At 31.5% G+C, this 23,312-nt stretch carries 22 protein-coding genes; 10 read left to right on the top strand and 12 right to left on the bottom strand.

Annotation, left to right across the window (positions count from 1 at the left end; all coding sequences use genetic code 11):
- Positions 1-40: 40 nt before the first annotated feature.
- A complete protein-coding gene (locus tag MY04_RS05010) occupies positions 41-565 on the bottom strand; it encodes a hypothetical protein (RefSeq protein ID WP_066207225.1) in 525 nt (174 codons plus the stop codon).
- 144 nt (positions 566-709) lie between these two features.
- Here MY04_RS05010 and MY04_RS05005 point away from each other — a divergent pair, with 144 nt between their 5' ends.
- The 3 genes from MY04_RS05005 (at position 710) to MY04_RS04995 (ending at position 2,428) form a co-directional block, all read left to right on the top strand.
- Positions 710-1,219 (top strand): HIRAN domain-containing protein, encoded by a 510-nt coding sequence (locus tag MY04_RS05005; RefSeq protein ID WP_066207223.1) that lies wholly within the window; start codon positions 710-712, stop codon positions 1,217-1,219.
- 40 nt (positions 1,220-1,259) lie between these two features.
- Positions 1,260-1,901, top strand: coding sequence for a YceI family protein (locus MY04_RS05000; protein ID WP_066207220.1), 642 nt, complete (start codon positions 1,260-1,262; stop codon positions 1,899-1,901).
- Between the two features lie 251 nt (positions 1,902-2,152).
- The gene (locus MY04_RS04995; RefSeq protein ID WP_158297571.1) at positions 2,153-2,428 is read left to right on the top strand and encodes a hypothetical protein; all 276 of its coding nucleotides are present in this window, start codon (positions 2,153-2,155) and stop codon (positions 2,426-2,428) included.
- Between the two features lie 23 nt (positions 2,429-2,451).
- Here the strand turns inward: MY04_RS04995 and MY04_RS04990 are convergent, their stop codons facing one another.
- From MY04_RS04990 to miaA, 3 genes are read right to left on the bottom strand one after another with little or no spacing between them, the layout of a single operon-like run.
- Positions 2,452-3,264 (bottom strand): DUF4184 family protein, encoded by an 813-nt coding sequence (locus MY04_RS04990; protein ID WP_066207216.1) that lies wholly within the window; start codon positions 3,262-3,264, stop codon positions 2,452-2,454.
- A gap of 2 nt (positions 3,265-3,266) precedes the next feature.
- On the bottom strand, positions 3,267-4,019 hold the full coding sequence (locus MY04_RS04985; protein WP_066207213.1) for a DUF4184 family protein: 753 nt from the start codon (positions 4,017-4,019) through the stop codon (positions 3,267-3,269).
- Between the two features lie 33 nt (positions 4,020-4,052).
- Positions 4,053-5,012, bottom strand: coding sequence for a tRNA (adenosine(37)-N6)-dimethylallyltransferase MiaA (miaA, locus tag MY04_RS04980; RefSeq protein WP_066207210.1), 960 nt, complete (start codon positions 5,010-5,012; stop codon positions 4,053-4,055).
- Between the two features lie 285 nt (positions 5,013-5,297).
- Between miaA and MY04_RS04975 the strand changes: the two genes are divergently transcribed.
- From MY04_RS04975 to MY04_RS04965, 3 genes are all read left to right on the top strand, one after another.
- Positions 5,298-6,644, top strand: a complete 1,347-nt coding sequence (locus MY04_RS04975) for a PP2C family protein-serine/threonine phosphatase (RefSeq protein WP_158297570.1) — start codon at positions 5,298-5,300, stop codon at positions 6,642-6,644.
- A 92-nt stretch (positions 6,645-6,736) separates the two neighbouring features.
- Entirely contained in the window at positions 6,737-8,221 is a 1,485-nt protein-coding gene (locus MY04_RS04970; protein WP_084005775.1) for a transglycosylase SLT domain-containing protein, read from the top strand.
- Between the two features lie 280 nt (positions 8,222-8,501).
- Complete coding sequence (locus tag MY04_RS04965; RefSeq protein WP_066207205.1) at positions 8,502-10,913, top strand: alpha-ketoacid dehydrogenase subunit alpha/beta; 2,412 nt, start codon at positions 8,502-8,504, stop codon at positions 10,911-10,913.
- Between the two features lie 250 nt (positions 10,914-11,163).
- Here the strand turns inward: MY04_RS04965 and MY04_RS04960 are convergent, their stop codons facing one another.
- Genes MY04_RS04960 through MY04_RS04940 form a run of 5 tightly spaced genes read right to left on the bottom strand, consistent with a single transcriptional unit; the run spans position 11,164 to position 15,401 of the window.
- A complete protein-coding gene (locus MY04_RS04960) occupies positions 11,164-12,402 on the bottom strand; it encodes an ABC transporter permease (RefSeq protein ID WP_066207203.1) in 1,239 nt (412 codons plus the stop codon).
- Positions 12,403-12,418: 16 nt separating this feature from the next.
- Positions 12,419-12,622, bottom strand: coding sequence for an exodeoxyribonuclease VII small subunit (gene xseB, locus MY04_RS04955; RefSeq protein ID WP_066207200.1), 204 nt, complete (start codon positions 12,620-12,622; stop codon positions 12,419-12,421).
- 32 nt (positions 12,623-12,654) lie between these two features.
- On the bottom strand, positions 12,655-14,157 hold the full coding sequence (gene xseA, locus MY04_RS04950; RefSeq protein WP_066207198.1) for an exodeoxyribonuclease VII large subunit: 1,503 nt from the start codon (positions 14,155-14,157) through the stop codon (positions 12,655-12,657).
- Positions 14,144-14,479: a tetratricopeptide repeat protein gene (locus MY04_RS04945; protein ID WP_066207194.1), complete on the bottom strand. Its 336-nt coding sequence runs from the start codon at positions 14,477-14,479 to the stop codon at positions 14,144-14,146. Before MY04_RS04945 ends, xseA begins: the two co-directional genes overlap by 14 nt.
- A gap of 10 nt (positions 14,480-14,489) precedes the next feature.
- Positions 14,490-15,401 carry a 1,4-dihydroxy-2-naphthoate polyprenyltransferase gene (locus MY04_RS04940; protein WP_066213054.1) on the bottom strand — a complete coding sequence of 304 codons (912 nt, stop codon included), beginning with the start codon at positions 15,399-15,401 and terminating at the stop codon, positions 14,490-14,492.
- 91 nt (positions 15,402-15,492) lie between these two features.
- Here MY04_RS04940 and MY04_RS04935 point away from each other — a divergent pair, with 91 nt between their 5' ends.
- Positions 15,493-16,194 carry an SIR2 family NAD-dependent protein deacylase gene (locus tag MY04_RS04935; protein WP_066207191.1) on the top strand — a complete coding sequence of 234 codons (702 nt, stop codon included), beginning with the start codon at positions 15,493-15,495 and terminating at the stop codon, positions 16,192-16,194.
- A 106-nt stretch (positions 16,195-16,300) separates the two neighbouring features.
- Entirely contained in the window at positions 16,301-16,705 is a 405-nt protein-coding gene (locus MY04_RS04930; protein WP_066207189.1) for a SiaC family regulatory phosphoprotein, read from the top strand.
- Between the two features lie 47 nt (positions 16,706-16,752).
- On the opposite strand, the gene MY04_RS04925 is transcribed toward MY04_RS04930, so the two are convergent.
- Entirely contained in the window at positions 16,753-17,187 is a 435-nt protein-coding gene (locus MY04_RS04925; protein WP_066207186.1) for a hypothetical protein, read from the bottom strand.
- A gap of 185 nt (positions 17,188-17,372) precedes the next feature.
- A complete protein-coding gene (locus tag MY04_RS28075) occupies positions 17,373-18,047 on the bottom strand; it encodes an FKBP-type peptidyl-prolyl cis-trans isomerase (RefSeq protein ID WP_205960496.1) in 675 nt (224 codons plus the stop codon).
- 298 nt (positions 18,048-18,345) lie between these two features.
- Here MY04_RS28075 and MY04_RS04915 point away from each other — a divergent pair, with 298 nt between their 5' ends.
- Positions 18,346-20,742 carry a PspC domain-containing protein gene (locus MY04_RS04915; protein WP_066207181.1) on the top strand — a complete coding sequence of 799 codons (2,397 nt, stop codon included), beginning with the start codon at positions 18,346-18,348 and terminating at the stop codon, positions 20,740-20,742.
- 3 nt (positions 20,743-20,745) lie between these two features.
- On the opposite strand, the gene MY04_RS04910 is transcribed toward MY04_RS04915, so the two are convergent.
- Positions 20,746-22,410 carry a hypothetical protein gene (locus MY04_RS04910; protein WP_158297569.1) on the bottom strand — a complete coding sequence of 555 codons (1,665 nt, stop codon included), beginning with the start codon at positions 22,408-22,410 and terminating at the stop codon, positions 20,746-20,748.
- Positions 22,411-22,773: 363 nt separating this feature from the next.
- Between MY04_RS04910 and MY04_RS04905 the strand changes: the two genes are divergently transcribed.
- A complete protein-coding gene (locus MY04_RS04905; protein ID WP_066207175.1) occupies positions 22,774-23,244 on the top strand; it encodes an LEA type 2 family protein in 471 nt (156 codons plus the stop codon).
- The last annotated feature ends 68 nt before the right edge of the window (positions 23,245-23,312 follow it).

Below are 23,312 nucleotides of genomic sequence, written 5' to 3'. Positions count from 1 at the left end.
ACAAAAAAGCCTGTTGATTATCAATTCAACAGGCTTTTTTCTATTCGTATTTTTTTTGCAAAATCTCATTCATTACAAAAGCATCTCTTATTCTTGATGGGCTTTTAAATAGTTTTGCTGTATTTGATTTCTTTCTCTTTCTAGTCTTTTTAGTTTTTTTACTAACTATAGAAGTTGGTTTATTATCCCTTGCATAATCGTCTTTCCATTGATATCCGTCGTTGTACGTTCTATTTGATATCATGGATTTTGGTTTGTATTCTTCTAAATCTTCCTCCAATTGTCTTTCTGCTCTTTCAGGGTCAAATGGGTTACTAGCTTTCTTATGCTCTTCAAAGGCTACATTATCTGACAACATACCTAATAATTCAGAAAATGATGAAGGCTCTGATGGAGCAGATCTTTGTTCTCTTGGAGCTTGTTCGAATCCCTCTTCTGAACTTCTTGGAGGAACAATATTTTCGTTATTTATAATATTATTGGGAGGTGTCTTTTTCTTATCCTTACCTAAGTTGGATAAGTACCAATACACCACTAAACCAATAACTGAAATAATAATTTCCATATTCTAATTTTAAAAAGTTTCGTTTGCTAATCTCCTTCTGATCTTCAATATTGATATAAATATAACACATTTTACTAAAAATATAGATTCATTTTTTTTAGAACTAAGTTTAACTATTATTTTCGAGTAAATTATTTTTTAATCATGACGGACATCATCTTAGCATTAATAGTTATTGCTATTATTTTTTTACCGATTCTAATTTTTGGAAAAAAAAATAAAAACAAAAAAGCAAAAAAAGTAGCAGCTCGAAAAATTGAGTTAGACAACTACGATCGTTACATGCGTAGATTTGATGACCCTTCTTGTTTGAATAAAATGGATATCTTAAATACTGTAGTTGCTGGTACTCGTTACCCAAACGACGATACTGGAGAAAACAGACAAGATATACTCAAAAAAACTAAGGTTGGTGAACTTTTAAAATTACTGCCCGATGAGTTGAACCGTTATGATAATTCTGCGATTAAAGTGGTAAAACTTAATGACAAACAAATTGGATTTTTAGATATGGATTTGTCTATTGAGATCAAGTCAAGATTAATGAGCCGCTCACCAGTGGAAGCTAGCATCACTAAAATCTATGATAAAGGTGGAAATCTAGAGTGTGAGATCGCTTTACAGCGTTATAGTCGCAAAATCAAAAAACAATAGCTGTACACAGAATATTTACTAAATAAAACAAATATTAAACATGAAGAAACTTTCATTATCTCTAATCGTACTTTTAACTCTAAGTATATTTAGCTGTTCATCTAAAAAAGATTCAACAAAAACGGAATCTTCGAACACAAAAGAAGTTGAAACTACGGCTTCATCGTATGCCTATGATCCAGCACAAACTGTTGTTTCATTCACTGCATTTAAGACTACTGATAAAGTTGGTGTAAGTGGTCGTTTTCAGGAATTTGAAGTAAAAACATCAAAAGAATCTGTTAGTAATCCATCAGATATTTTAAGTGGATTAACCTTCGAAATTCCAATCAATAGTTTAGAGACCAACGATAAATCAAGAAACGGTAAAATCATTGAGCATTTCTTCGGATCAATGGTCAACACTTCTAAAATTACTGGTGTTGTAAAAAGTTTCTCAAACGGTAAGGCATTAGTTGATATCGCATTAAATGGAATTACAAAGGAAGTCGCTTTAGATGCTAAAGTAAGTGATAACATTATCCTTTTAAAAGGTAATATCGATATGAGTAACTGGGATGCTTTAGGAGCTATCGAAGCACTTAATAAAATCTGTTACGACCTACACAAAGGTGCTGACGGCAAAAGTAAACTTTGGTCTGATGTTGATTTAGTCATCAAATCAAAGTTAGTAGCTCAGTAGAAATATAAGCTTTTACTTAAAAGCATTGTATGGAAGTTGTTTTTAACCTCTGTACAATGCTTTTTTGTTTTCTAATAAATGTCTTCATTTTATGACAATTTTGTCTCAATCATTCTTTATGGATTGTTATCGACTTAATTAATTTTAAAATAACCCAATTACTCATAAATCATTTAACAAAAACTCAATTTAGTTAGTAAATTTAATTGACTACTCGAAAAAGAGATTAACCTAATTAAGTCGATATTTACATGGACAAGCTATCAACTACAATACACCAAATAAGACAAAAATCAGTAATGCTTTTGGGAAGAGAAACCTTCTTCCACTTTACATTCTGTTTTTGGATCACCTTTTTATTTTCAGGAAATAAATATTTCGTTATTGGAGCTATCACTACTAGTTTATTAATAGAGATGATAGATCTAGGAAGAGATAAATCAAGTAATAGAATCAAATGCCAAAATTTTTTCAGATACATGACTGCTGATGTCTTAGGCATATTAGCAGCGGTTGCAATCACATAAATTGATTCATTTGATAAAAAATATTAAGGAAGTTCGGGAGAGCTTCCTTTTTTATTTTCTTGGGTATATAATGCTACACCTTTATAATTTGATAAAAACTTAGGCAAGCCAAAATAACCTTTCTGTGCAAACTTCCATCGCATACTTATCAAAGTGAAGGAAAAGAAAGTCGCACCACCAATGACTATACCCCAATTCCACAGGATATATGGGTTTCCCATCAAAAAGTATCTAAGGATACAGATAACTACCGTTAATAAAAAAACTTCAACAAAATATTGAATTGACCAATAGTGAAGACGAAATCTAGCTACTGTTTTTTTATAATCAAAAGCAATAAACATCATCCAAAAGCAATTCATTGCTCCAAATATTGATACGAATATCCATATAATTAAATGTATATTCATTCGAACACTTGAAGTCACTTGTACCTCTGTAAATAAATATGGAAGATCCTTTACAAAATAACCTTCCTCTCCTGTTACAGCATCCAAAAGGAAATGAGTGGCAATACCTATTAATAGAGAAAGAACAATTTGCAAAAAAGTATAACGCTTTACAGGATGATAAAACTGCCTAAACCGAATTGGACTCACAATTTTTAGAATAGGTTTTAAATACCATTTGTTGATGTAATAAATAATAATTCCAACGGGTAAATCATAGATAAACACGCCGAGAATGGTATGTCCAGTCTTATCGCTTACTCTTAGCTCTAAAAAATGCTCAAAATCAGGCACCATACTTCCTATGATTAAAGCGGATACTGATAAAATATGGGAATAACGAAATATGGGCAAAACTGCCATGGGGTGAGCAATAGGAATAGGCATAGTTAATTTTTGACCTTCTGCTTTTTAAAAACGCTTCTATTAGATGATAATGAATATTGTGTCTTTAATCTCCAGTACAAACTGTAACCAACTACAGTATATAAAAGGCTACCTCCAATTAATACTCCCCATCTCAAATAACCAATCGGATCTTTAATGTGAAAAGCAATCGAAAAGATGAATAAGAATAAACTCAAAACTTCAATGAAGTTCCTCCATTTAATATAAAATTTATACTGATGTTTTCTGACATTATAAATATATGCAGAGAAATAGGCGATTAAAATAATTGTCCCTATTGTCGTGAAAATATACCATAAGAATATATATAAAGTCATATGTCTTCCTATGAATGAAAACATATCCGTTTGCAAAAAAGGAAGAATTTTCACTAAATAACCACTCCTTGATGTCAACCCATCAAAAAACAAATGAGAAAAAACACCTAAACCTAAAGAATTAAGAACTTGTATAAAACTCAATGCTTTACTTGCTTTATCTTTTTTGTTAAGGCTTATAACTTCTTTAAAACAAGGATGAATAAGCGTTTTGTAACAATAATAAACAACTAACCCAAAAGGTAGATCAAACAGAAAAACTCCTAAAATAGTATGTCCAAATTTATTACTGATATCGAAAATCAGAAAGTGTTCGAAATCTGGAATAATAGAACCTATTATTAAAGCTGTAAATGATAGGTTTCTTCTATTCTTTAAGAAAAAAATAAAAGTAGGGTGTGCAAATGTTAGTGGCATTGGGGAACTGTTCTAAAGTTTTTACCCCTTAATTTACTGATTACTATTGATAGTATTCAATACAAAATCAATTTTCTTATTCGTCTCCCATTCTACAGGGATCCAATGCAATTTAGTTTTCTTCTCCATTCTCCTAAACCAAGTCATCTGACGTTTAGAAAACTGTTGTATCGATTTAAGAAGTTCATTTCTCATATCATCATATGAAATCTCGTTTAGGAGATAGGAAGTGACAAATCTGTATTCCAATCCATAAGATTTCAATTTTTCTGCATCCAATTGTTTCAATAAAGAATCTACTTCTTCGATCATCCCCTCTTTTAAACGTTCATCTAATCTTTTTTCAATCTTAGACCAACGAGTATCCCTATTAATATTTAAAGCAAAATTGTACGTCTCCAATTGGGGGATATTCACCGGGTGAATATCAGTTTCTACGTTATATTTATTGAAATATTCTATCTCAATAGCGCGCATTAAAGAACGCTGACGATGGGCTATTCCATCAACATCTTTCAATTGATCAGCATCCAAAAGAGATTTATAGTATTCCAACATTTCTTCTAATGTTGAACCTTCAAATTTCTCTCTTAATTGAGAATTTTTTGGTACCCAAACATCTTCGTATCCTTTGAGAGTTACTGCTTCTATATACAATCCAGTTCCTCCACAAAGTATTGGATTCTTTTTCCTTTCGATGATATCATGAACTGCTTCCGTATATAATTTTTGAAATAAATAAAGATTAAAATCATCTCCAGGATCACAAATATCTATCAAATGATAAGGTATTGAAGTGCCTTGGACTACAAAATCCTTCAAATCTTTACCTGTACCAATATCCATCTGACGAAAAACTTGTCTAGAGTCAGCACTTATGACCTCACCTTCCATCTGATAAGCCAATTGAGTTGCTAAAGAAGTTTTACCACTTGCTGTTGGACCGGTTACCACAATTAAAGGGGTATTATTTAAAGAATTTTCTTGTGACATATCAATAATCAATATCTTTATTCAAAAAAGAATACGAAATTATATAATACACAAATGTAACACATCATTTACAGAACATTTGCTGATTAAATGTCATTAAAATTGAATATAACACTTTCTAAGTCCTCAGTTTTCTATTCAATCAAAAATAAATTTAAAAATTTAGTACTATCTCAAACTAAAAAGGAAGCTGACAGGAATTTTTTTCTTTTTGCTTGTCTTATGACTGCAGGTGGATTTACGTGGGGTTTACTGAGCATTTATTTTGATTTAACAAAGACTGGGATGATCCCCATTGGCTATGTTATATTCAGTATTTTTAATGTATATGGATGGTTGAAGTTTAAAAACAAAAACGTCTACAAAGCACTACAAACTTTTTTCTCTATTCTTCTTCCCTTTATATTTCAAATTATTCTTGGAGGTGCAAGATCTACTGGTGTTGTGATGATTTGGTCTTTATTTGCCCTTACTGCAACATTGGCATTTTATAAGGGCAAAGCTCTTTTGTATTGGCTAACGATTTTTGTTATCCTCTTAGGGATTGTAATTATGATTGATCATGAAATTGAATACATTGCCCCTGCTCAACTTAGAGATCATCATATATTCAATCTATTATTGATGATTAATTTTTCGATGATTTCCTCCATGTTATTCTTTCTTTCCAAATTTTTTGTTGATCAACAATTAAAAACTATGGATGAATTGATAGAGACCAATGCTCAATTAATTGCCGCGGAAGAAGAAGTACGACAAAATTCAGAGGAAATTTTTGTCATGAATGATACTTTGAAAGAAACGAACAAGAAGTTAGAAGAAGCTTATGTCGAATTAGAAAGAAATAAAAATGATCAGATCGATCAAATTAGCCATTCATTGATTGAAAGTATAGATTACGCAAAGCAAATTCAAAGTTGCTTTTTACCTCAGATGCAACGATTCAATGAAATCGTAACTGATGGATTTATTTTTTTCAAACCCCTAGATGTTGTTTCCGGTGACTTCTATTGGTTCTATAAAAAAGAAAATATGATTGTGATTGCGGCTGTTGATTGTACTGGACATGGAGTTCCTGGAGCATTTATGTCACTTTTAGGAGCCGAATCTTTAAACAATATTGTCATATCAAGAGAAATATATGAACCCGATGAAATTTTATTTGAATTGGATAAACTAATAAGAAAGAAATTAAAACAGGAAAGAACAAATAATCGAGACGGAATGGATTTGGCACTAACAGTTTTTAATACGACATCAAAAACTATTTCTTTTGCAGGAGCAAAAAACCCTTTAATTTATATTGAAGATAAAGAGCTACATCTTATCAAAGGTGATAGACAGCCAATAGGTATGTTTCATCCTGATCAAGACGTAAAACACTTTACGAAACATACTTTTAATTATACTCCAAAAACATCATTTTATATCTATTCTGATGGTATACAAGATCAATTTGGAGGTGAAAAATTGAAAAAATTTATGCCAAGGAGGTTAAAGGAAACTTTATTAAAACATCATACCTTAAGCATGAAAGTTCAAAAGAATATGGTAGAAAATACATTTAGCTCTTGGAAAAAAGATGAGCCTCAAACTGATGATGTTTTACTGATGGGGTTCAAGATTTCATAAATTATTCTTATTTTAGCAATATAAAGTACTATTTGAACTCAATATAGAAATTTATACATACACAAAACTTTTTTTATTTAAGCTTAGTATAAATGAATAACAGAACTAAACTTCTTCTTTCACTTTCTATAATCATAACCTTATTATATGGTTGTAATCCGACGAAAAAAGCTGAAAGTTATAGTGAAGAAAAGCAAACTCCTCCAACCCCTGAAAATGAAATCATCTTTGAATCCAATAAAGATTTAGAAGATATCAAAAAGAGAGGTAAACTAATCGCTTTAACAGCCTATAGTTCAACATCCTATTACCTTTACAAAGGTCAAACTATGGGGTATGAATTTGAATTATTAAAACGATTAGCAGAAGACCTTGAAGTCGATCTAAAAGTTATTGTAAAAACCAATACAGATAGTTTAAGAAATGCACTCCTTAAAGGTGAAGGTGATATTATTGCCTATGGTTTAGCCATTACTAAAGATCGTCAAGAAATAGTTGATTTCACTTCTCCACTAATGCAAGTGAAGCAAGTATTGGTTCAGCGTAAACCAGAAAATTGGAAATCCTTACCTCTTCATAAAATTGATAAACATGTGATTAGAAATGTGGTCGATCTGAAGGATAAAGAAGTACATGTTAGAGAAAATACCCCATATCAATTACGTTTAGAAAATCTTGAAAACGAAATGGGTGAAGATATTAAAATCGTTCTTGAAGGAAAAAACGTATCTACTGAAGAACTTATTCATAGAGTTGCTGAGGGACAAATTGATTATACCATAGCAGATGAAAACATTGCTAAGGTAAACAATACTTACTACCCTCACTTAGATACTAAAACTGAAATAAGTTTTCCTCAACGAATAGCATGGGCTACTAGGAAACAATCCCCCCTTCTTAGAGAATCAGTAAGTCATTGGTTGGATTCTATGAAGAAAACTACCGATTATTATGTGATATATAACAAGTACTTCAAAAACACAAGAGCACAATCGAAGCGTTTTGATAGTAAATTCTTTAATACTGTAGAACATAGAGGTTTACTTTCTAAGTACGATCAAATCATAAAAGAACAGGCCGATATTATTGGTTGGGATTGGCGTTTATTGGCTTCTTTAGTTTATCAGGAATCAAGATTTGATCCACACGCTAAATCATGGGTGGGTGCTGTAGGACTTATGCAACTTATGCCTGCAACGGCAAAACAGTTTGGAGCACACAACCCAAGAGATCCTCATCAAAATGTTAAAGCGGGAACAAAATACCTTAAATTCCTTGAGAAATATTGGGATGAAATTGAGGACGAAGATGAACGTGTAAAATTCATGTTAGCTTCCTACAATGCAGGACAAGGACATGTGAAAGATGCCCAACGTCTAGCTGCAAAATTCAACCACGACCCTAACGTATGGGATGGTAATGTAGAAAAATACATGCTTCTGAAGAGTCATAAACAATACTATAGAGACGAAGTCGTTAAGTTTGGTTATGCACGCGGAAAGGAACCTGTTAACTACGTTCAGAGTATATTAGGGAGGTATAAAAGATATATCGAATTACTCAGTATTGAGAAATAACATCAAAAAGCATCTTAATTTGTTAAGATGCTTTTTTTATGACTAGAATCATCTTAGATGATAAATCACTTACTATTAGATATTTATACAACTAGGAGGATTAATTTCAACATTTTTCATTAATGTAAATTATACACTTTTTAATTATTAAGTTTAAATCCTCCCTTTTTATTCTTAATTTTGTGCGAAAATATAAATCTTGTATGTATCCTTCTGGGGTATATAAATGAGTCCACATACTAAATTTTGACTTCAAGATCTGAAATTGTCCACAACAACAATGACAACAAAGCAAAATATAAACTACAAGTTCACTAAGGAAGAAGTTCTTCAAGATTTAAGAATAGCCTTAGAGAGTAGACATGCCAGTTTAATTGGTAGAAAAGAAGTGTTTATGGGGAAAGCAAAATTTGGCATCTTTGGTGATGGTAAAGAAGTTCCTCAATTAGCAATGGCCAAGTTTTTCCAAAATGGAGACTTTAGATCGGGATATTATCGTGATCAAACTTTTATGTTTGCAATTGGTCAATTATCTATACAAGAATTTTATGCTCAGCTTTATGCTCACACAGATGTAGAAGCTGATCCATCAAGTGCTGGTAGATGTATGAATGCTCACTTCTCTACTCGTAGTTTAAATGATGATGGTTCTTGGAAAAATCTAACTCAACAAAAAAATTCTAGTTCAGATATATCTTGTACTGCTGGTCAAATGCCACGTTTAGTTGGACTAGCTTATGCATCAAAACTTTACCGTGACAATAAAGAGTTAAATGGTAGCGAAGTTGCTAGTAATTTCTCTGTAAACGGTAATGAGGTTGCTTTTGGTACAATAGGAAACGCTTCATCAGCTGAAGGAATGTTCTTTGAAGCAATCAATGCTGCAGGTGTTTTAAATATTCCAATGATCACATCTATTTGGGATGATGGTTTTGGAATCTCTGTGCCCAATGAATATCAGATGACCAAAAATGATGTATCTGCTGCTTTGGCAGGTTTTCAAAAGGAAAATAATACAAATGGTCTTGAAATATTTACGGTGAATGCTTGGGACTACCCTGCCTTAATCAATACATATAAGAAAGCGGTAGATGCTGCAAGAAAAAATCATACTCCTGCCCTAATTCATGTTAAAGAAGTAACACAGCCACAAGGTCACTCTACTTCTGGATCTCATGAAAGATATAAATCAGAAGAACGATTAAAATGGGAAACTGAGTATGATTGTATCAAAAAAATGAAAGAATGGGTTCTTGAGGAAGGTTTTGCTACTCAAGAAGAAATTGATGCCATAGATAAAGAAGCTTTAGATAAAGTTAAATCACAACGTAAAGCAGCTTGGGACGCTTTCAAAGATTCAATGAAAGGTGATCATCAAACAGCTTTAGAGTTGATGAAAAGAGCCACAAATGCTGTCCCTCAAAATAATGAGATCTTAAGGTTATCTAAAGAACTTCAAAAAACAATCAACCCAATACGAAAAGACGCAATCGTTGTAATCAAAAAAGCACTTAGAGAGCTTCGTTTTGAAAATCTTGGTATTCAAGATGATATGCGTGATTGGTTGAAACAAGTAAAAGAAGAAAATTACGAAAGGTATAGTAGCTATTTATACAGTGAGTCTGAAGAAGCTGCTTTAAAAGTTAAAGAAGTTACTCCTGAGTATAACTCTAACTCTCCTATGGTGGATGGGCGTGAGATTATGCAAGCTACTTTTGATAAAATCTTTGAAAACGATCCAAGAGTGTTTGCTATTGGTGAAGATGTAGGTAAAATTGGCGATGTCAACCAAGGTTTTGCTGGGCTTCAAGAGAAATACTCTGAGACTAGAATAACAGACACTGGCATTCGTGAAACAACTATTGTTGGACAAGGTATAGGTGCAGCATTGAGAGGTTTAAAACCAATTGTTGAAATTCAATACTTGGATTATATCTATTATGCTTTATCGACTTTAACTGACGATTTGGCTTGTCTACAATACAGAACAAAAGGTGGGCAGAAAGCACCACTAATAATTAGAACTAGAGGTCATAGATTGGAAGGTGTTTGGCACTCAGGTTCTCCTATTGCTGCACTTTTAAACAGTATTCGTGGTATTAATTTCTTAGTACCAAGAAATATGACTCGTGCCGCTGGTTTCTATAATACCATGCTTAAATCTGATGAACCTGCTCTAATTATTGAGTGTTTAAATGGTTACAGATTAAAAGAGAAAATGCCAGAAAATTTAGAGGAAATTTGTACTCCTCTTGGTGTTCCTGAAACTATTCGCGAAGGAGCTGATGTAACAATCGTTACTTATGGTTCTATGTGTAGAATTGTGATGGAAGCAGCTGATCATTTAGCAAAAGTGGGTATTCAAGTAGAAGTAATTGATGTTCAGTCGTTACTACCGTTTGATATTAACCACAGTATTGTTGAGTCAATTAAGAAAACAAACCGTGTTATTTTTGCTGACGAAGACATGCCTGGCGGAACTACTGGCTATATGATGCAAAAAGTAGTTGATGAGCAAGGTGCATACAACTATTTAGATTCTAAACCTGTTTGTATCGCTGCTCAACCTCATAGACCTGCATATGCTTCGGATGGCGATTATTTCTCTAAACCAAATGCAGAAGATATTTTCGAAGCAGCCTACTCTATCATGAGTGAAGTGGATCCAGTGAAATTCCCTGAGATTTATTAATGTCATTTAATTGACTAAAAATATAAAGCCCTCATTTCTTAATTGAAGTGAGGGCTTTTTACATAAAAAAACCACTCAAATGAGTGGTTTAAAAATTATTTGCTGCATTTCGAGGGAGGTCCTCACAAATAATTTTCATCACAAAGTTATAAAGATTTTTACTCTAAGTGAAAATTATCCTATGCTATATTTCGAAATACTGTTATCCTTTGATAATAAACTGCTATGAGAGAAAATTTATCAAAGAAAATCAATTAAACTTGATCGACTTAATTGGTGATATACCTAAAACAATAGAACTTGGTATTAAAAGCCCTAAAGATGTTAATACTATAATAGTGATATTGATTAAAAATATCGTGTCCCAATGAAAACTAAAAGGTACATGATCTAAGTAATAAGTGGATGCCTCTAGTGGAATAATCTTGAATTTTTGCTGAATTACACCAAAAATCAAAGCAACACCATTTCCTATCAGCATTCCTTTTACAGCCATACGAATACCATCAAAAATAAATATCTTTTGGAGTAGATTATTATTTGCACCTAAAGCTTTGAAAGTACCTATCATTGCTGTTCTTTCCATTATTAAAATCAACATAATAGAAATCACATTAAAGATGGCAACGCTTACTATTACTATCAAAAAGATCCAAACGTTGTTGTATAACATATGAAACCAATCGAAGAAATGGGCATATTTATCTTTCACACTTCTCATATGAAGATGTACATCAACATATTCCTCATCGATCTCTGTTCCGATATCATCTAATTTATCAAAATCGTCAACTATAATCTCCATACCACCGACCAATGAGTCTCCCCAATTGTTTAGTCTTCTGACAAGATTAATATCCCCATAGGCCACCATATCATCAAAATCTTCCAAACCAGTACTATAAATACCAGAGATTTTCATTTTCCTTGCTTTTGGAGGCTTTTGAATGAAGTAAATAATGATATCATCATTTACTTTTAGGTGCATTTTAGTCGCAAGAGATTTACTAATCATTATTTCCTTCGCACCATTTTTCTCCACTTCTAATGTAGGAAAACGTCCCGCTACTATTTCTTTGTCCCATCGTTCAATCTGATAATCTTTCGATAGTCCTTTAATAAGTAAACCTGCTACTTCCTCGTTCGATTTTAGTAACCCCCATTTATGAGCGTAATTATATACGTTCTTTACATGTGGTAACTCTTCTTTATAATTATATAGATCGGAATTATTTACGTTCACCGGAGGTTCTTCTTTACTCCTGTTCATGGTAAACTTTTCTACATTTAAATGGCCAACATGTAGAAATAATTTATCCTCTATACCCTCCTTAAATCCGTAAAAAATAGAAAAGGCTAAAATCAAAGCACCAACGCCTAAAGCCACACTACCAATAGCGATTTTAGAAATTAGCTTTGTAAAAGAATTATTTCTGTGAGCACTTAACCTTTTTGATATAAAATAAGGTAAACTGTTTCTTCCCTTCATTCCTTAGAGGATATACTTAATTGTTGTCTGAAAAAATATCCGATAACTCTTGATCGATTCCTTTTAGTTTATCTTTACACCACTGAATTAAGAACTTGGCGCGTTTTGCCAACTTCGCTAATTCATCAATGGCTACTTCTTCTTCGTCTAATTTATTCTGAATTTCTTGAAGTTCTTTTAAAGCCGATTCGTAAGTTAATTGTTCGTCTTTTTCTGACATATTTTTTCTATTAAACTTAGTTATGTACGAATTTAGTCAATTTTATTTACTAAACTTTCAATTTTGAAACCTTTACCTATGGTTTGTATTTTTTCTCCCTCTTTGAGGTCCTCTTTTTTTAGAAGTTTGCCCTCTTTAAGAGTCATGGTGTATCCTTTATTGATAATATTCTCAGGATTATTAGAATCCACCTTTAACGCAATAATATCTAACTGATGTAATGCAGATTTGATATTTGATTTAAACAATGAAGAAATGTTATCAGATAAATGCTCAAAATTATTGATTTTCCTTTTGAGCAAGAAGTTCACATCTTGATATCTAATTTTTGATCTTTCAAGTAACATGTGTTGATTAGAAATAGTATTATCAAAATTCCTTTTCAAAACATCTTTCTGATAACTCAATCGCTGATTTTCTCTTCGAACTTGTCCCTTAGAAGTATCCTTAATGGATTGGTTCAACTGTTTCAATTGTGAATGTTCATCATCCACTTTTGATTTGATTGTACCTCTAATTTCATAATCAAGTTTTTCTATTCGATGATGATGCTTATAAAGGTATTTATCAAACTTAGGTAAAACACGCGATTCTGCTAATTCTATTTGCTTCTGCTCATATTGTATTCTATTCTTCAAGTTATTTGATATTGAATCAAAACTTAACATCAAGTTCTGCTCAAAATTGAAATTCCTTGTGATGATAAATTGTGCAGCAGCTGTAGGTGTTTTCTCCTTTCTATTCGCAACGATATCAGCAATACTTTCATCCCTTTCGTGCCCAATCCCTGTAATAACAGGAAGAGTACATAAAGCTATTGCTTCTCCGATATCAAAGTTATCAAACGCTAATAGGTCTGTTTTTGAACCTCCTCCTCTAATGATACAAATAGCGTCATACTTTTCGTCTAAAGTCTGAATAGTATGTATTTGTTTAATGATAGATTTGGTGGCATTACTGCCTTGAACTTCACTATCAAATAATTTAATCGTAAACTGATATCCAAAGTCATTATTTCTTAGTTGTTCCATAAAGTCCTCATAACCTGCCGCTTTAGGTGAGGATATAATTGCTATTCTTTCAAATACTAATGGAAGCTTTAATGATTTCTGCTTATCAATAAGTTCGGCCGATGCCAATCGTTGAAGTGCTAATCTTCTTAGTCTTTCTAATTCACCTAATGAATGGTTCTCATCAATATCAATAACATTGAGCGATAAACCATAAATAGAATGGAATTGAATATTTATTTCAATGACAACAGAAGATCCTCTTTTAATAATTTCGTCAAAAACATCATCGCCTAAACGCTTTTTTAAAACAAGATAGTTTTGACTCCAGATATTGGCCTGTTGTTTAGCAATAATCTGTTTATCGTCCTTTTCTATTATTTCGAGATGAACGTGACCATTTCGGATAGAAAAATTCGAAATTTCTACTTTTATCCAAAATGATTGGTCGATCTCTCCTATTTTTTTGGCTATACTTTCGTTAAGTCTTGAGAGTTTATATATGGGCCTATTACCACTCATCATCGTCGTCTAACTGGAAATTAGTGTAGGCATTTCTCAATTCCTTTAAAGCATGATGATCCTTTTCTCTTTCACAAACTACCAGTCCTTTTTTATAGATCTCCTCTGCTTCCTCTCTATTATCGATTTCTATATAGGCTATAGCCGCATGATAATAAGTACCTGTATACGATTCGTGAGCTTTAAGTAATAGATCGTAATAGAAAATGGCCTTTTCCCAATTTTTATCAGACGCATATTCTGTAGCAAGACCATAGATAACAAAAGGATCAGATGGATCTTCTTTATAAAATTCGAGTAATTGATTTAATCTTTGAATATTCATCAATCAGAAATTAAAATTGAAAGTATAAAGGTAAAAGTTGAGTTACTCCAAATAAGATAGAGAATAAAAGAGAAGTAATGGCCATTTGTTTCAAATAAGGATCCAATTCACTTGGCTCTTTTAAACGTGTTACCGCCCATCCATTTTTTCTCAATAATGAAAAAATAATAACAAATAACCATTGTAAAGGTGATTCATAATTAAAATACACATAACATAGACCACAAATAATTGCAGAAAACAGTAATAACCAATGATACATCACAGCCCATTTTCTTCCTAATCTTACCGGAATTGATTTTTTTCCTGCTTCAATATCAGATTCTATATCTCTTATATTGTTTACGTTGAGTACAGCTACAGCAAGCAAACCACAAGCTGTTGCCGGAAATAATAAAGTAACATCTAATTCACCTACCTGTAGATAGTAACTTCCCAGTACACCTACCCAACCAAAAAAGATTAAAACGCTTAAATCGCCTAAACCAGCATATCCATAAGGCTTTTTACCTGCTGTATAAGTTATAGCTGCAATAATGGCTAAAACACCTAACCCAATGAAGTATAAAAATTCTTCTAGTGTGGATATACTCTTATAGAGTAAACCAATTCCCGATACAAATGAGAGTATACTAAAGATATAAATTGCTCTTTTCATGGATTCTTTTGAAATCTCTCCACTCTGAACAGCCCTTTGTGGACCCTTTCTCCCCTCATGATCTGCACCATTTACGGCATCACCGTAGTCATTGGCTAAATTCGAAAGAATTTGTAGTAATACTGTTGTTAAAATAGTCAACCAAAAAATCTCAAAACTGAAAAATCCTTGCAGTACTTTATAGGCCATTAAATTGGCCAAAAGAATACTGGAAATTGCTAATGGTAATGTTCTTAATCTAAAGGCCTGAATCCAAGCTTTCATAAAATTGTTCGTTATGTCAATAATTAGGACAATAATACTTTCTTTCATTGACATTTACACATATATTAAGTTCGTTTTAAAAATAACTCATATGAAAAAGAAAAAAATTGTTGTTTTGACCGGTGCGGGTATCAGTGCAGAGAGCGGAATTGCCACTTTTAGAGGTAGCGATGGTCTTTGGGAAGGGCACGATATTATGGATGTAGCATCCCCAGAAGGTTGGGCAAAAGACAGAGAATTAGTACTTGATTTCTATAATCAAAGGAGACGAAATGGCATAAACGCTAAACCAAATAAAGGACATATTACTTTAGCAGCTTTAGAAAAATATTATGATGTTGAAATAATTACTCAAAATGTAGATCACTTACATGAATTGGCAGGTTCTACCAAAGTCACCCATTTACATGGCAAATTATTTGAAAGTAGAAGTACTTTAGACCCTAATTTAATTTACCCCGTAGAAGGTACTGAATTAAACCTAGGTGATAAATGTGAAAAAGGAAGTCAGTTAAGACCTAATATTGTTTGGTTTGGTGAAGATGTCCCTATGATGGAGAAAGCGATTACTTTAACTGAGGAAGCCGATTATTTCATTATAGTTGGAACATCTTTACAGGTTTATCCAGCTGCAGGATTACTACATTACGTCCCTTCACATTGTAAACTCTTTTTAGTTGACCCTAATATTCCTCAAGGGATAGACCCAACTAAAATAAAAGTGATTGAAGCCTCTGCCACTCAAGGAGTTCCAGAATTAATGGATTATTTCATGAAAATTGACCAAATCTGATAAATTCTTTCACTTTTCTTTGTATAAGTGTAAAGCGTACATTATCATTACACAAGCAAATTAAAAACTGTGTTTCCCGATTGTATTATTATCGACTAACTACATTATGAATGATTTAATAATTAACAAAAACAGCAAAAATATTCAAATTCCTCAAGTAACATTAAAATATAACGAATCTAGCGGCAACATATATGGACAATCTTTTCATATCACTGCTACTGAGTTATACAGAGAAATAACGATGTGGATTGACGAATATTTTGTACTGAAGAATGATTTATCACTAACATTTGGTATTACTTATTTTGACACAGCTTCCTCAAAAGGAATTTTTAATGTTTTAGAAACATTAAAAAAATGGCAATTGAAAGGAAAGAAAATTTCGATTGTTTGGTATGTATTAGAAAATGATGATGACTTATTAGAAGATATTGAAGAATTATCAGAAAGTGCTGATGTTCACATTTCTACTATCCTATCTGATAAATCTCAATTAATCGCCAGTTAATGATTAATCAAAAAAAAATAGGTCAACATTTAAGTTGACCTATTTTTTTATTTCTTGATATTTATAATCAATATCCTTGCTCCCGGCAAAACGTTGTATGCTCCATAGATTCTATCACTGTCTGCATAATAAACGTTTGTACCATCTGATTGGATAACTGATACAGCCTCGCTTTTTGGCTTATATATTTTTTTACCGTTTGTGTTTATTCCAACTACTGGTGTTAGATATGAATTATCTTTTGCTGTTAAAGCGACTCTTTCTTCTCTAGTAATTGGAATATTCGGATCAAAGAACTCCTGAAAAACTAAATCATTATCTTCTTTGATTTCTATTTTATGTAGATAAACTTCTGATTGGTTATCTATATCTTCTATAATTTCTTGTGTTTCGTTGGAAAGGTAATTGAAACTGTCAACACCTTGGGCAAATAAGTTATTTAGTGTCAGGGAAACAAAAAATATTAGTGGTAATACTCTCATAATCATAACAGTTATAAAGGTTGTCCATTTACATTTATAAACGCTTTAACTAACTAAAAAGATTCTTAAATCAAGAAAAAAGTTTCTTAAATGATGATTATTAACAACAAAACACTGCCTACAACTAGAAAAGTAGTGTCACAACGAAAAAAAAGACCACTTCTAAAAGCAGTCTTTTCTTCTTATTATTTTTGATCTAAAACTTCAATATCAAATATTAAAGTAGAGTTAGCGGGTATTGGCCCCATATTTCTTGAACCATAACCTAATTCTGGCGGTATCATTAGCATTGCTCTAGTACCTATGGTTAGATTTTTTACACCTTCGTCCCATCCTTTAATCACTCTACCTCTACCTAATTGAAATTGGAATGGTTGTCCTCTATCACGAGAACTATCAAATTTTTCTCCATCCATGAGATAACCAACGTAATGTACTACAACTGTTTTACCATCAACAGGCTTAACATCTCCACCTTTCTTAATTATTTTGATACCTAATCCTGATTCTAAGAATTCATATCCTAAACGTTTTCTCTCAACATTCCACTTCGATACAGACATTTGAATAAAAAGTAGGTCATTAGCTGTTAACTTCAACTTTTTATTATTTGTGATTTTCCTGTAGGCTACTATATCTTCTACATCATCAAAGTTTAGATCTATTCTCTTCGATTTTTTCTTTTTATTGAAATAAAAATAGTTTTTATCTACTACAAATTGAGCACATAAGTCTTCGAATCGTGCGTCTTTAAAACAATAATCGATTTCCTCTTCTTGAGGGAGGCACTTATCGCATTGGGCATTAGCATTTAGAAAAATAAATAATAGACTAATTAATAAATAATATGTTTTCATCATGTCTTGAAAAAATTAAATTTTGCTATTTCAAAGATAAGAAAGGAATTAAAAAATGTAGAGATTACTGTACAAAATGTTCAAAAATGAACAATTGATTAACAATTACAACTTGATAATAAAGTAAAGAAATCACTTGTAACTGCCTGTATTTCTGATAGTTAAACAGACGCCTAGTATTCAAATTTCAATATGGAAAGATTTTAGTTTCTAATCTATTAATATTACAATGGTAAAACTCATTTTTTTATAATTTTCAGTGATATTAAAGAACGTACATATAGGTAATAATAACTTCAAGATGTCTGAAGAAAGCAAAGTAATATATGATAATTACTATGCCGCACTTCATGAGCATTTAAGCACATTCCAAAATTTCAATAAAATCATATTGGAATTGGAATATAAGCTTTCAGAATTATTAATCCCTTTTATACAAGATGAGTTTGACTATATCAACACTGAAGAATTGATTCATTGTTTAAAGATTATAGGTTTACCAGAAGGCTTTTCTGTTCCAGATAATAATGAAACAGATAAAGAAGAAGAGACTGAAGAAACCTATGATCACAAAAGAATATCTTTAAGTTTCATTCAGTCGAGTCAAGAAAAAGCCAAAGACTTTTTATATAAACTGTTTAGAGATGTAGATAGACAGCAAATTGGAGGAGTAGCTGCAGGTATTGCACATTTATTAAAAACTGATCCAATTGCCATAAGAATCATTTTCCTTATTCCTTTTCTCCTTTTTTCTGAAACAAAGATCCCATTAATCTTTACCACTACTATTTATATAATAATGTGGTTATTTCTTCCAGAAAAGAGAAATCTAGAACGAGACCAAAATATTAAGATCTTTTTTAGAGATAAAGAAAATAAAGTACTTGGTGGGATTGCTGCAGGGGTTTCTAATTATTTTGGGATAAATATTGTCTTTGTACGATTACTATTTATTGGATTAGCATTTTACTTTAATGTACTTATTCTTTTGTATATCGTATTTTGGATAGTTACACCCTACTCAAGAACACTTAAAGATAAATTCCAGAGTGTTGGTAAAGCCTTTACTCTTGATGAAATTGAAGATTATTTAAACCAAACTTTACATCAAGCCTCTAAGTCTAAAAAAATTATTGGGTCTAAAATTGAAAAAATAAATAATAAGTTAGGCACTATTAATATTGATCCTATTCTACTTGATATACTAAAAGTAGTATCATTTATAACAGGTGCATTTCTTTTTCTATCCACTTTGGTTTCTTTAGTTGTTGGTGTACCAGTACTTTCAATTGCATTAAAAATCTTCCAACTTACAGATATATTCAATTATATACCTGTTCAAGAACAAGATATACTTATCACTGGTATTGATAGAAACCTTCTTACGACTTTACAATATAGTATCCCACAGACTACAGCTGTTATTGCTACAATACAATTTTTGACACTGCAGCTTTTACTTATATTGATCTCATTATCGTTGATGGTATTTAAAAAGGTGGTAAAAACCTCTTTTTATATTGTGCTAACGATTATCATGAGTATATCTTCTATCCTACTAGTTACTGCATTAAATATGTCAGTACACAATTTTGATAATCAAGCAACTCACAAAGAAGAGATTCTTATTCCTATAAATTCTCAGCTTTTTACTCTATCTCTAGATAAAGTAGGTAATATACCTTTAAATGAAGCTAAAATAAAGATCAACCCTTATAATGGGAATGATTTAAAATTTGTCTTCTTACAAGAGTCTTGGGGAAAAACTCGTGAAAAGGCAATTAAAAATGCGAAAGCTATAGATTATGTAACCACCATAAATTCTGATGATGTTATTCTTTCTTCTCATTTTAGTTTTCCTAGAGGAGTAAAATATAGAAATCAGAAATTATCTTTGAATATGTTCCTGCCAAAAGGGGTACCATTTAAAATAAACGAAGAGCTACAATCGTATTTAAATGATCAGGGAATTCATCAATTTGATGATGGTGTAGAGAATAATTTAGTGTATAACACTCATGGACATTTAGAAATCTTTGATGCCAATAATCTACCAATGATTGTCAAAAGAAATGATCTAGAAGATGGAAAAATTCTTATTAGACAAAAAAGATTCAAAACCAATACCGATTCCTTACAGCTTTATGGAAATATTAATCTTCGTATTATCATAGATCCTAATTTTAAAGGATCAATGATTAAATACCCTAAATCTACAAAGGGAGAAATTTTGAAAATCACAAAGGATGATAATAATTTAAGGCTTTATCCTAATGATTTTAATAACAAAAGTGCATTAGAACTTTCATTGGTTACCTCAAATTTAAATTATATAAAGTTTGAGGGAGATGGGTCTATCGAAATGGATGATCTACAAACAGATTCATTAGAAATGATTTTGATTGGTAACATTCATGGTGACTTTAAAGACATTAATACTAAAAAAGCAGACATCATTCTTAAAGGTGCCTCAAATATGGATATCTCTGGTAAAGCTGTAAATGTTTTCCTTACAACCAATGGAGGTAGTTATTTTGATGGTAAAAACTTTGTTGCTGACAATGTAAAGGCAAAAACAAAAGGCATGTCAGAAATGTCTGTCCATGCCTTAAACAATGCTACTATATTTCAATCTCCATTATCAAAAGTATATGTGGATGGTGATCCACTACATTTTGAAAAACACACACAGAGATAATATTTATCTTCTTGTCACCATAGCCTTTTTATTTACTCTCCAAGCGTTAAGTCCTCTTACTTTTTTCGCTTCTCCATACAATGATAAACTCATGGATTTACCATAAGTACCATTATCAATCATATATTCATCAAACATTACGGCTAGGTTCATATTTAATGTTCTGATAGAATCTTCATCATTTACAAATTCGAAATCGGCATTCATTTCGTCAATAACGTTAATTTTGTAAACATGTTTGTAGGAGGTCTTCTTTGGTGATAGGTTGGTCAAAAAGCCATTTCCATCAGGTTCTGCATAGAAAATATCAACGTATTTACTTTTCGTTGGAGCACTTTCAAAATCATTCCCTTGTGAGGTAGTAACCGTTTTTTCTACTACAGCAGCAGGTGTTGACTTTGATTTACTAATCACCTCATTAATTTTTATCCAGATTTCATGTTGTTTCTCCTTTAATTCATCTACTAAAGAAGCGATGTTTTCTATACTTTTATCAGTATGTTCTCTATTCCCAACAATTTGATCCTGTAAGAGTGATTGTAATTCTTGTTGTCTATGCGTCATTTCATCAGAGACTTTATGGATAACTTCAACTTCAGTATTAAGTTTATCATCAAAAGTATCGAATTTATCTTTCGTACTTTCTTCGATATTATCCATACGATCCCTTAACTCAGCTCTCTCCCCTTTTATCTTGGTAAATCTCAGCTCAATTTTTTTGAGTTCATTACCATATTCATCATTTATATGATTTATCTCTTTGTTTAATTTCTCAAGTTGTTTTGTAAAAGTTTGAAGTGCGTCTTCCTTTACGTATTCTGATTTCATATCAGACACTTGCTCATTAAGGTTTTCAACCTTTACAATAAAATCACGAACAGAGTCTTTATTAAAAGTATGTTCTTCTAATGAGTTTAATTTTTCTAGAACACCTAAAAACTTCTTCTCTGTGTTATCTGCAATTTCTTCAAGTGATTTTTTTCTAGAAAGTTGAATCTTATCAGTAGTCTCTTCAAGTTTTTCAACTCTTTTAAACTCAGACTCTAAATGTGCTATTTTATCTATATAATTTTTCTCAATAGCATCCAATCGTTTATTCTCTGTCTCAAGAAGATGTATTTTCTCTTCCATCATTTGGAAACGATTCAAAATTTCTATTTGAAAGTTAACATCATCATGAATGTCTTTAGAGATAGGTGCTTCCTTTCTTTCTTGATTTAAGGGTATATCTATATTGTTATTTACATTCAAAGTTTCGTTGAAAAAATTCAGCATGAATGTATATAAGAAGTTCGCTGTTTTACTATCTGAAATGTAAAGTTCTAAATCAGATAGTGTTTTAGCTTCTAAAATATAGTTAGCATGTTCTGTAATTTCATTCTTATAAGCGAACAATCTGTCAATATCCCAATTAGGTGTTTTTTCTGATATAGCCCATAATTCATAGCACAAGTCATCAAAGAATGATTCTTCGATATCTTGTTGCTCAAGGAATTCTCTTTTGGAATATAAATTAACTCCTCTCCCTTTTAACTTGAAGCATTGTTTACCATCACCGATATTACCTTTACCCTCTTTTAATAAAGCATAAAAACGATATACAGTGTGTTCTATTATTTGAAAGAAATGTATCTTTTTCTCGGGTTGAATCATTGATGATATTGTCATAATTCTACCTATATTTCGGGTTTCTCGTTAAGTACTAAAAAAGCAACTCTTTATCAAATGAAGTATTTGAATATGGGTAAGCTCGGAAAATCTTAATACAGCAAAATATTATATTAAAACAAAAGTAACACGAAAAACATATTTAGGTAATTTTAATAGCCTTTATTAACATTTATTGTCTAAAATATTTAAAAATAAGCCACATCATTACTCAGATTATAAGATCACATATAAATTTTGGAATTACAAGTACACAATGCTAAGGTTATATTAAGGCTTAGAATTTTGCAATATATTTTATGTCTTTATCCAATAGATATTCGTAAAATTTGATAAATTTACATAAATAATAATTTTTTAAATATGTTTTCAAGAACACACTTATTTAGGTATTTCCTAATTTTTTCAATTTTATTCATCACCACTTCATGCGGGCCAAAATCACCTGAATTTGTGGATATTAGAAATATGGATATGGCATCTTTAGATGACGGTAATTTTGTCATCAAAGCGGAAGCGGTTTTATATAACCCTAATGGAGTATCATTAACGATAGATGAAATTCATGTAGATGTTTTAGTGAATGGAAATAAAATTGGAAATGTTTATCAGAATGTTTCCTCAGAAGCCAAAGGTAAATCTGAATTTACCTTACCATTAGAAGTACAATTTCCTCCAAAAGCTTTATTCTCAAACATACTAGGTGGTTTAATGAATATGGCTACTGGTGAAGATTTTGAAGTAAGATATGCTGGGTACATCAGAACGAAAGTTTTAGGAGTGAATTTCAAAGTACCTTTCGATCAAAAAGAAACAATAGGTTTAGATATGTAATCCACATATTCTGATAACTGATATTATTATATGAAAAGCCAACTGATTTAAGTAATAAAACAGTTGGC

It is taken from the genome of Flammeovirga sp. MY04 (genome assembly GCF_001682195.2).
GTDB lineage: Bacteria > Bacteroidota > Bacteroidia > Cytophagales > Flammeovirgaceae > Flammeovirga > Flammeovirga yaeyamensis.
Note: the sequence above shows the minus strand (reverse complement) of the source record. Positions and strands in the feature narration are given on the sequence as shown.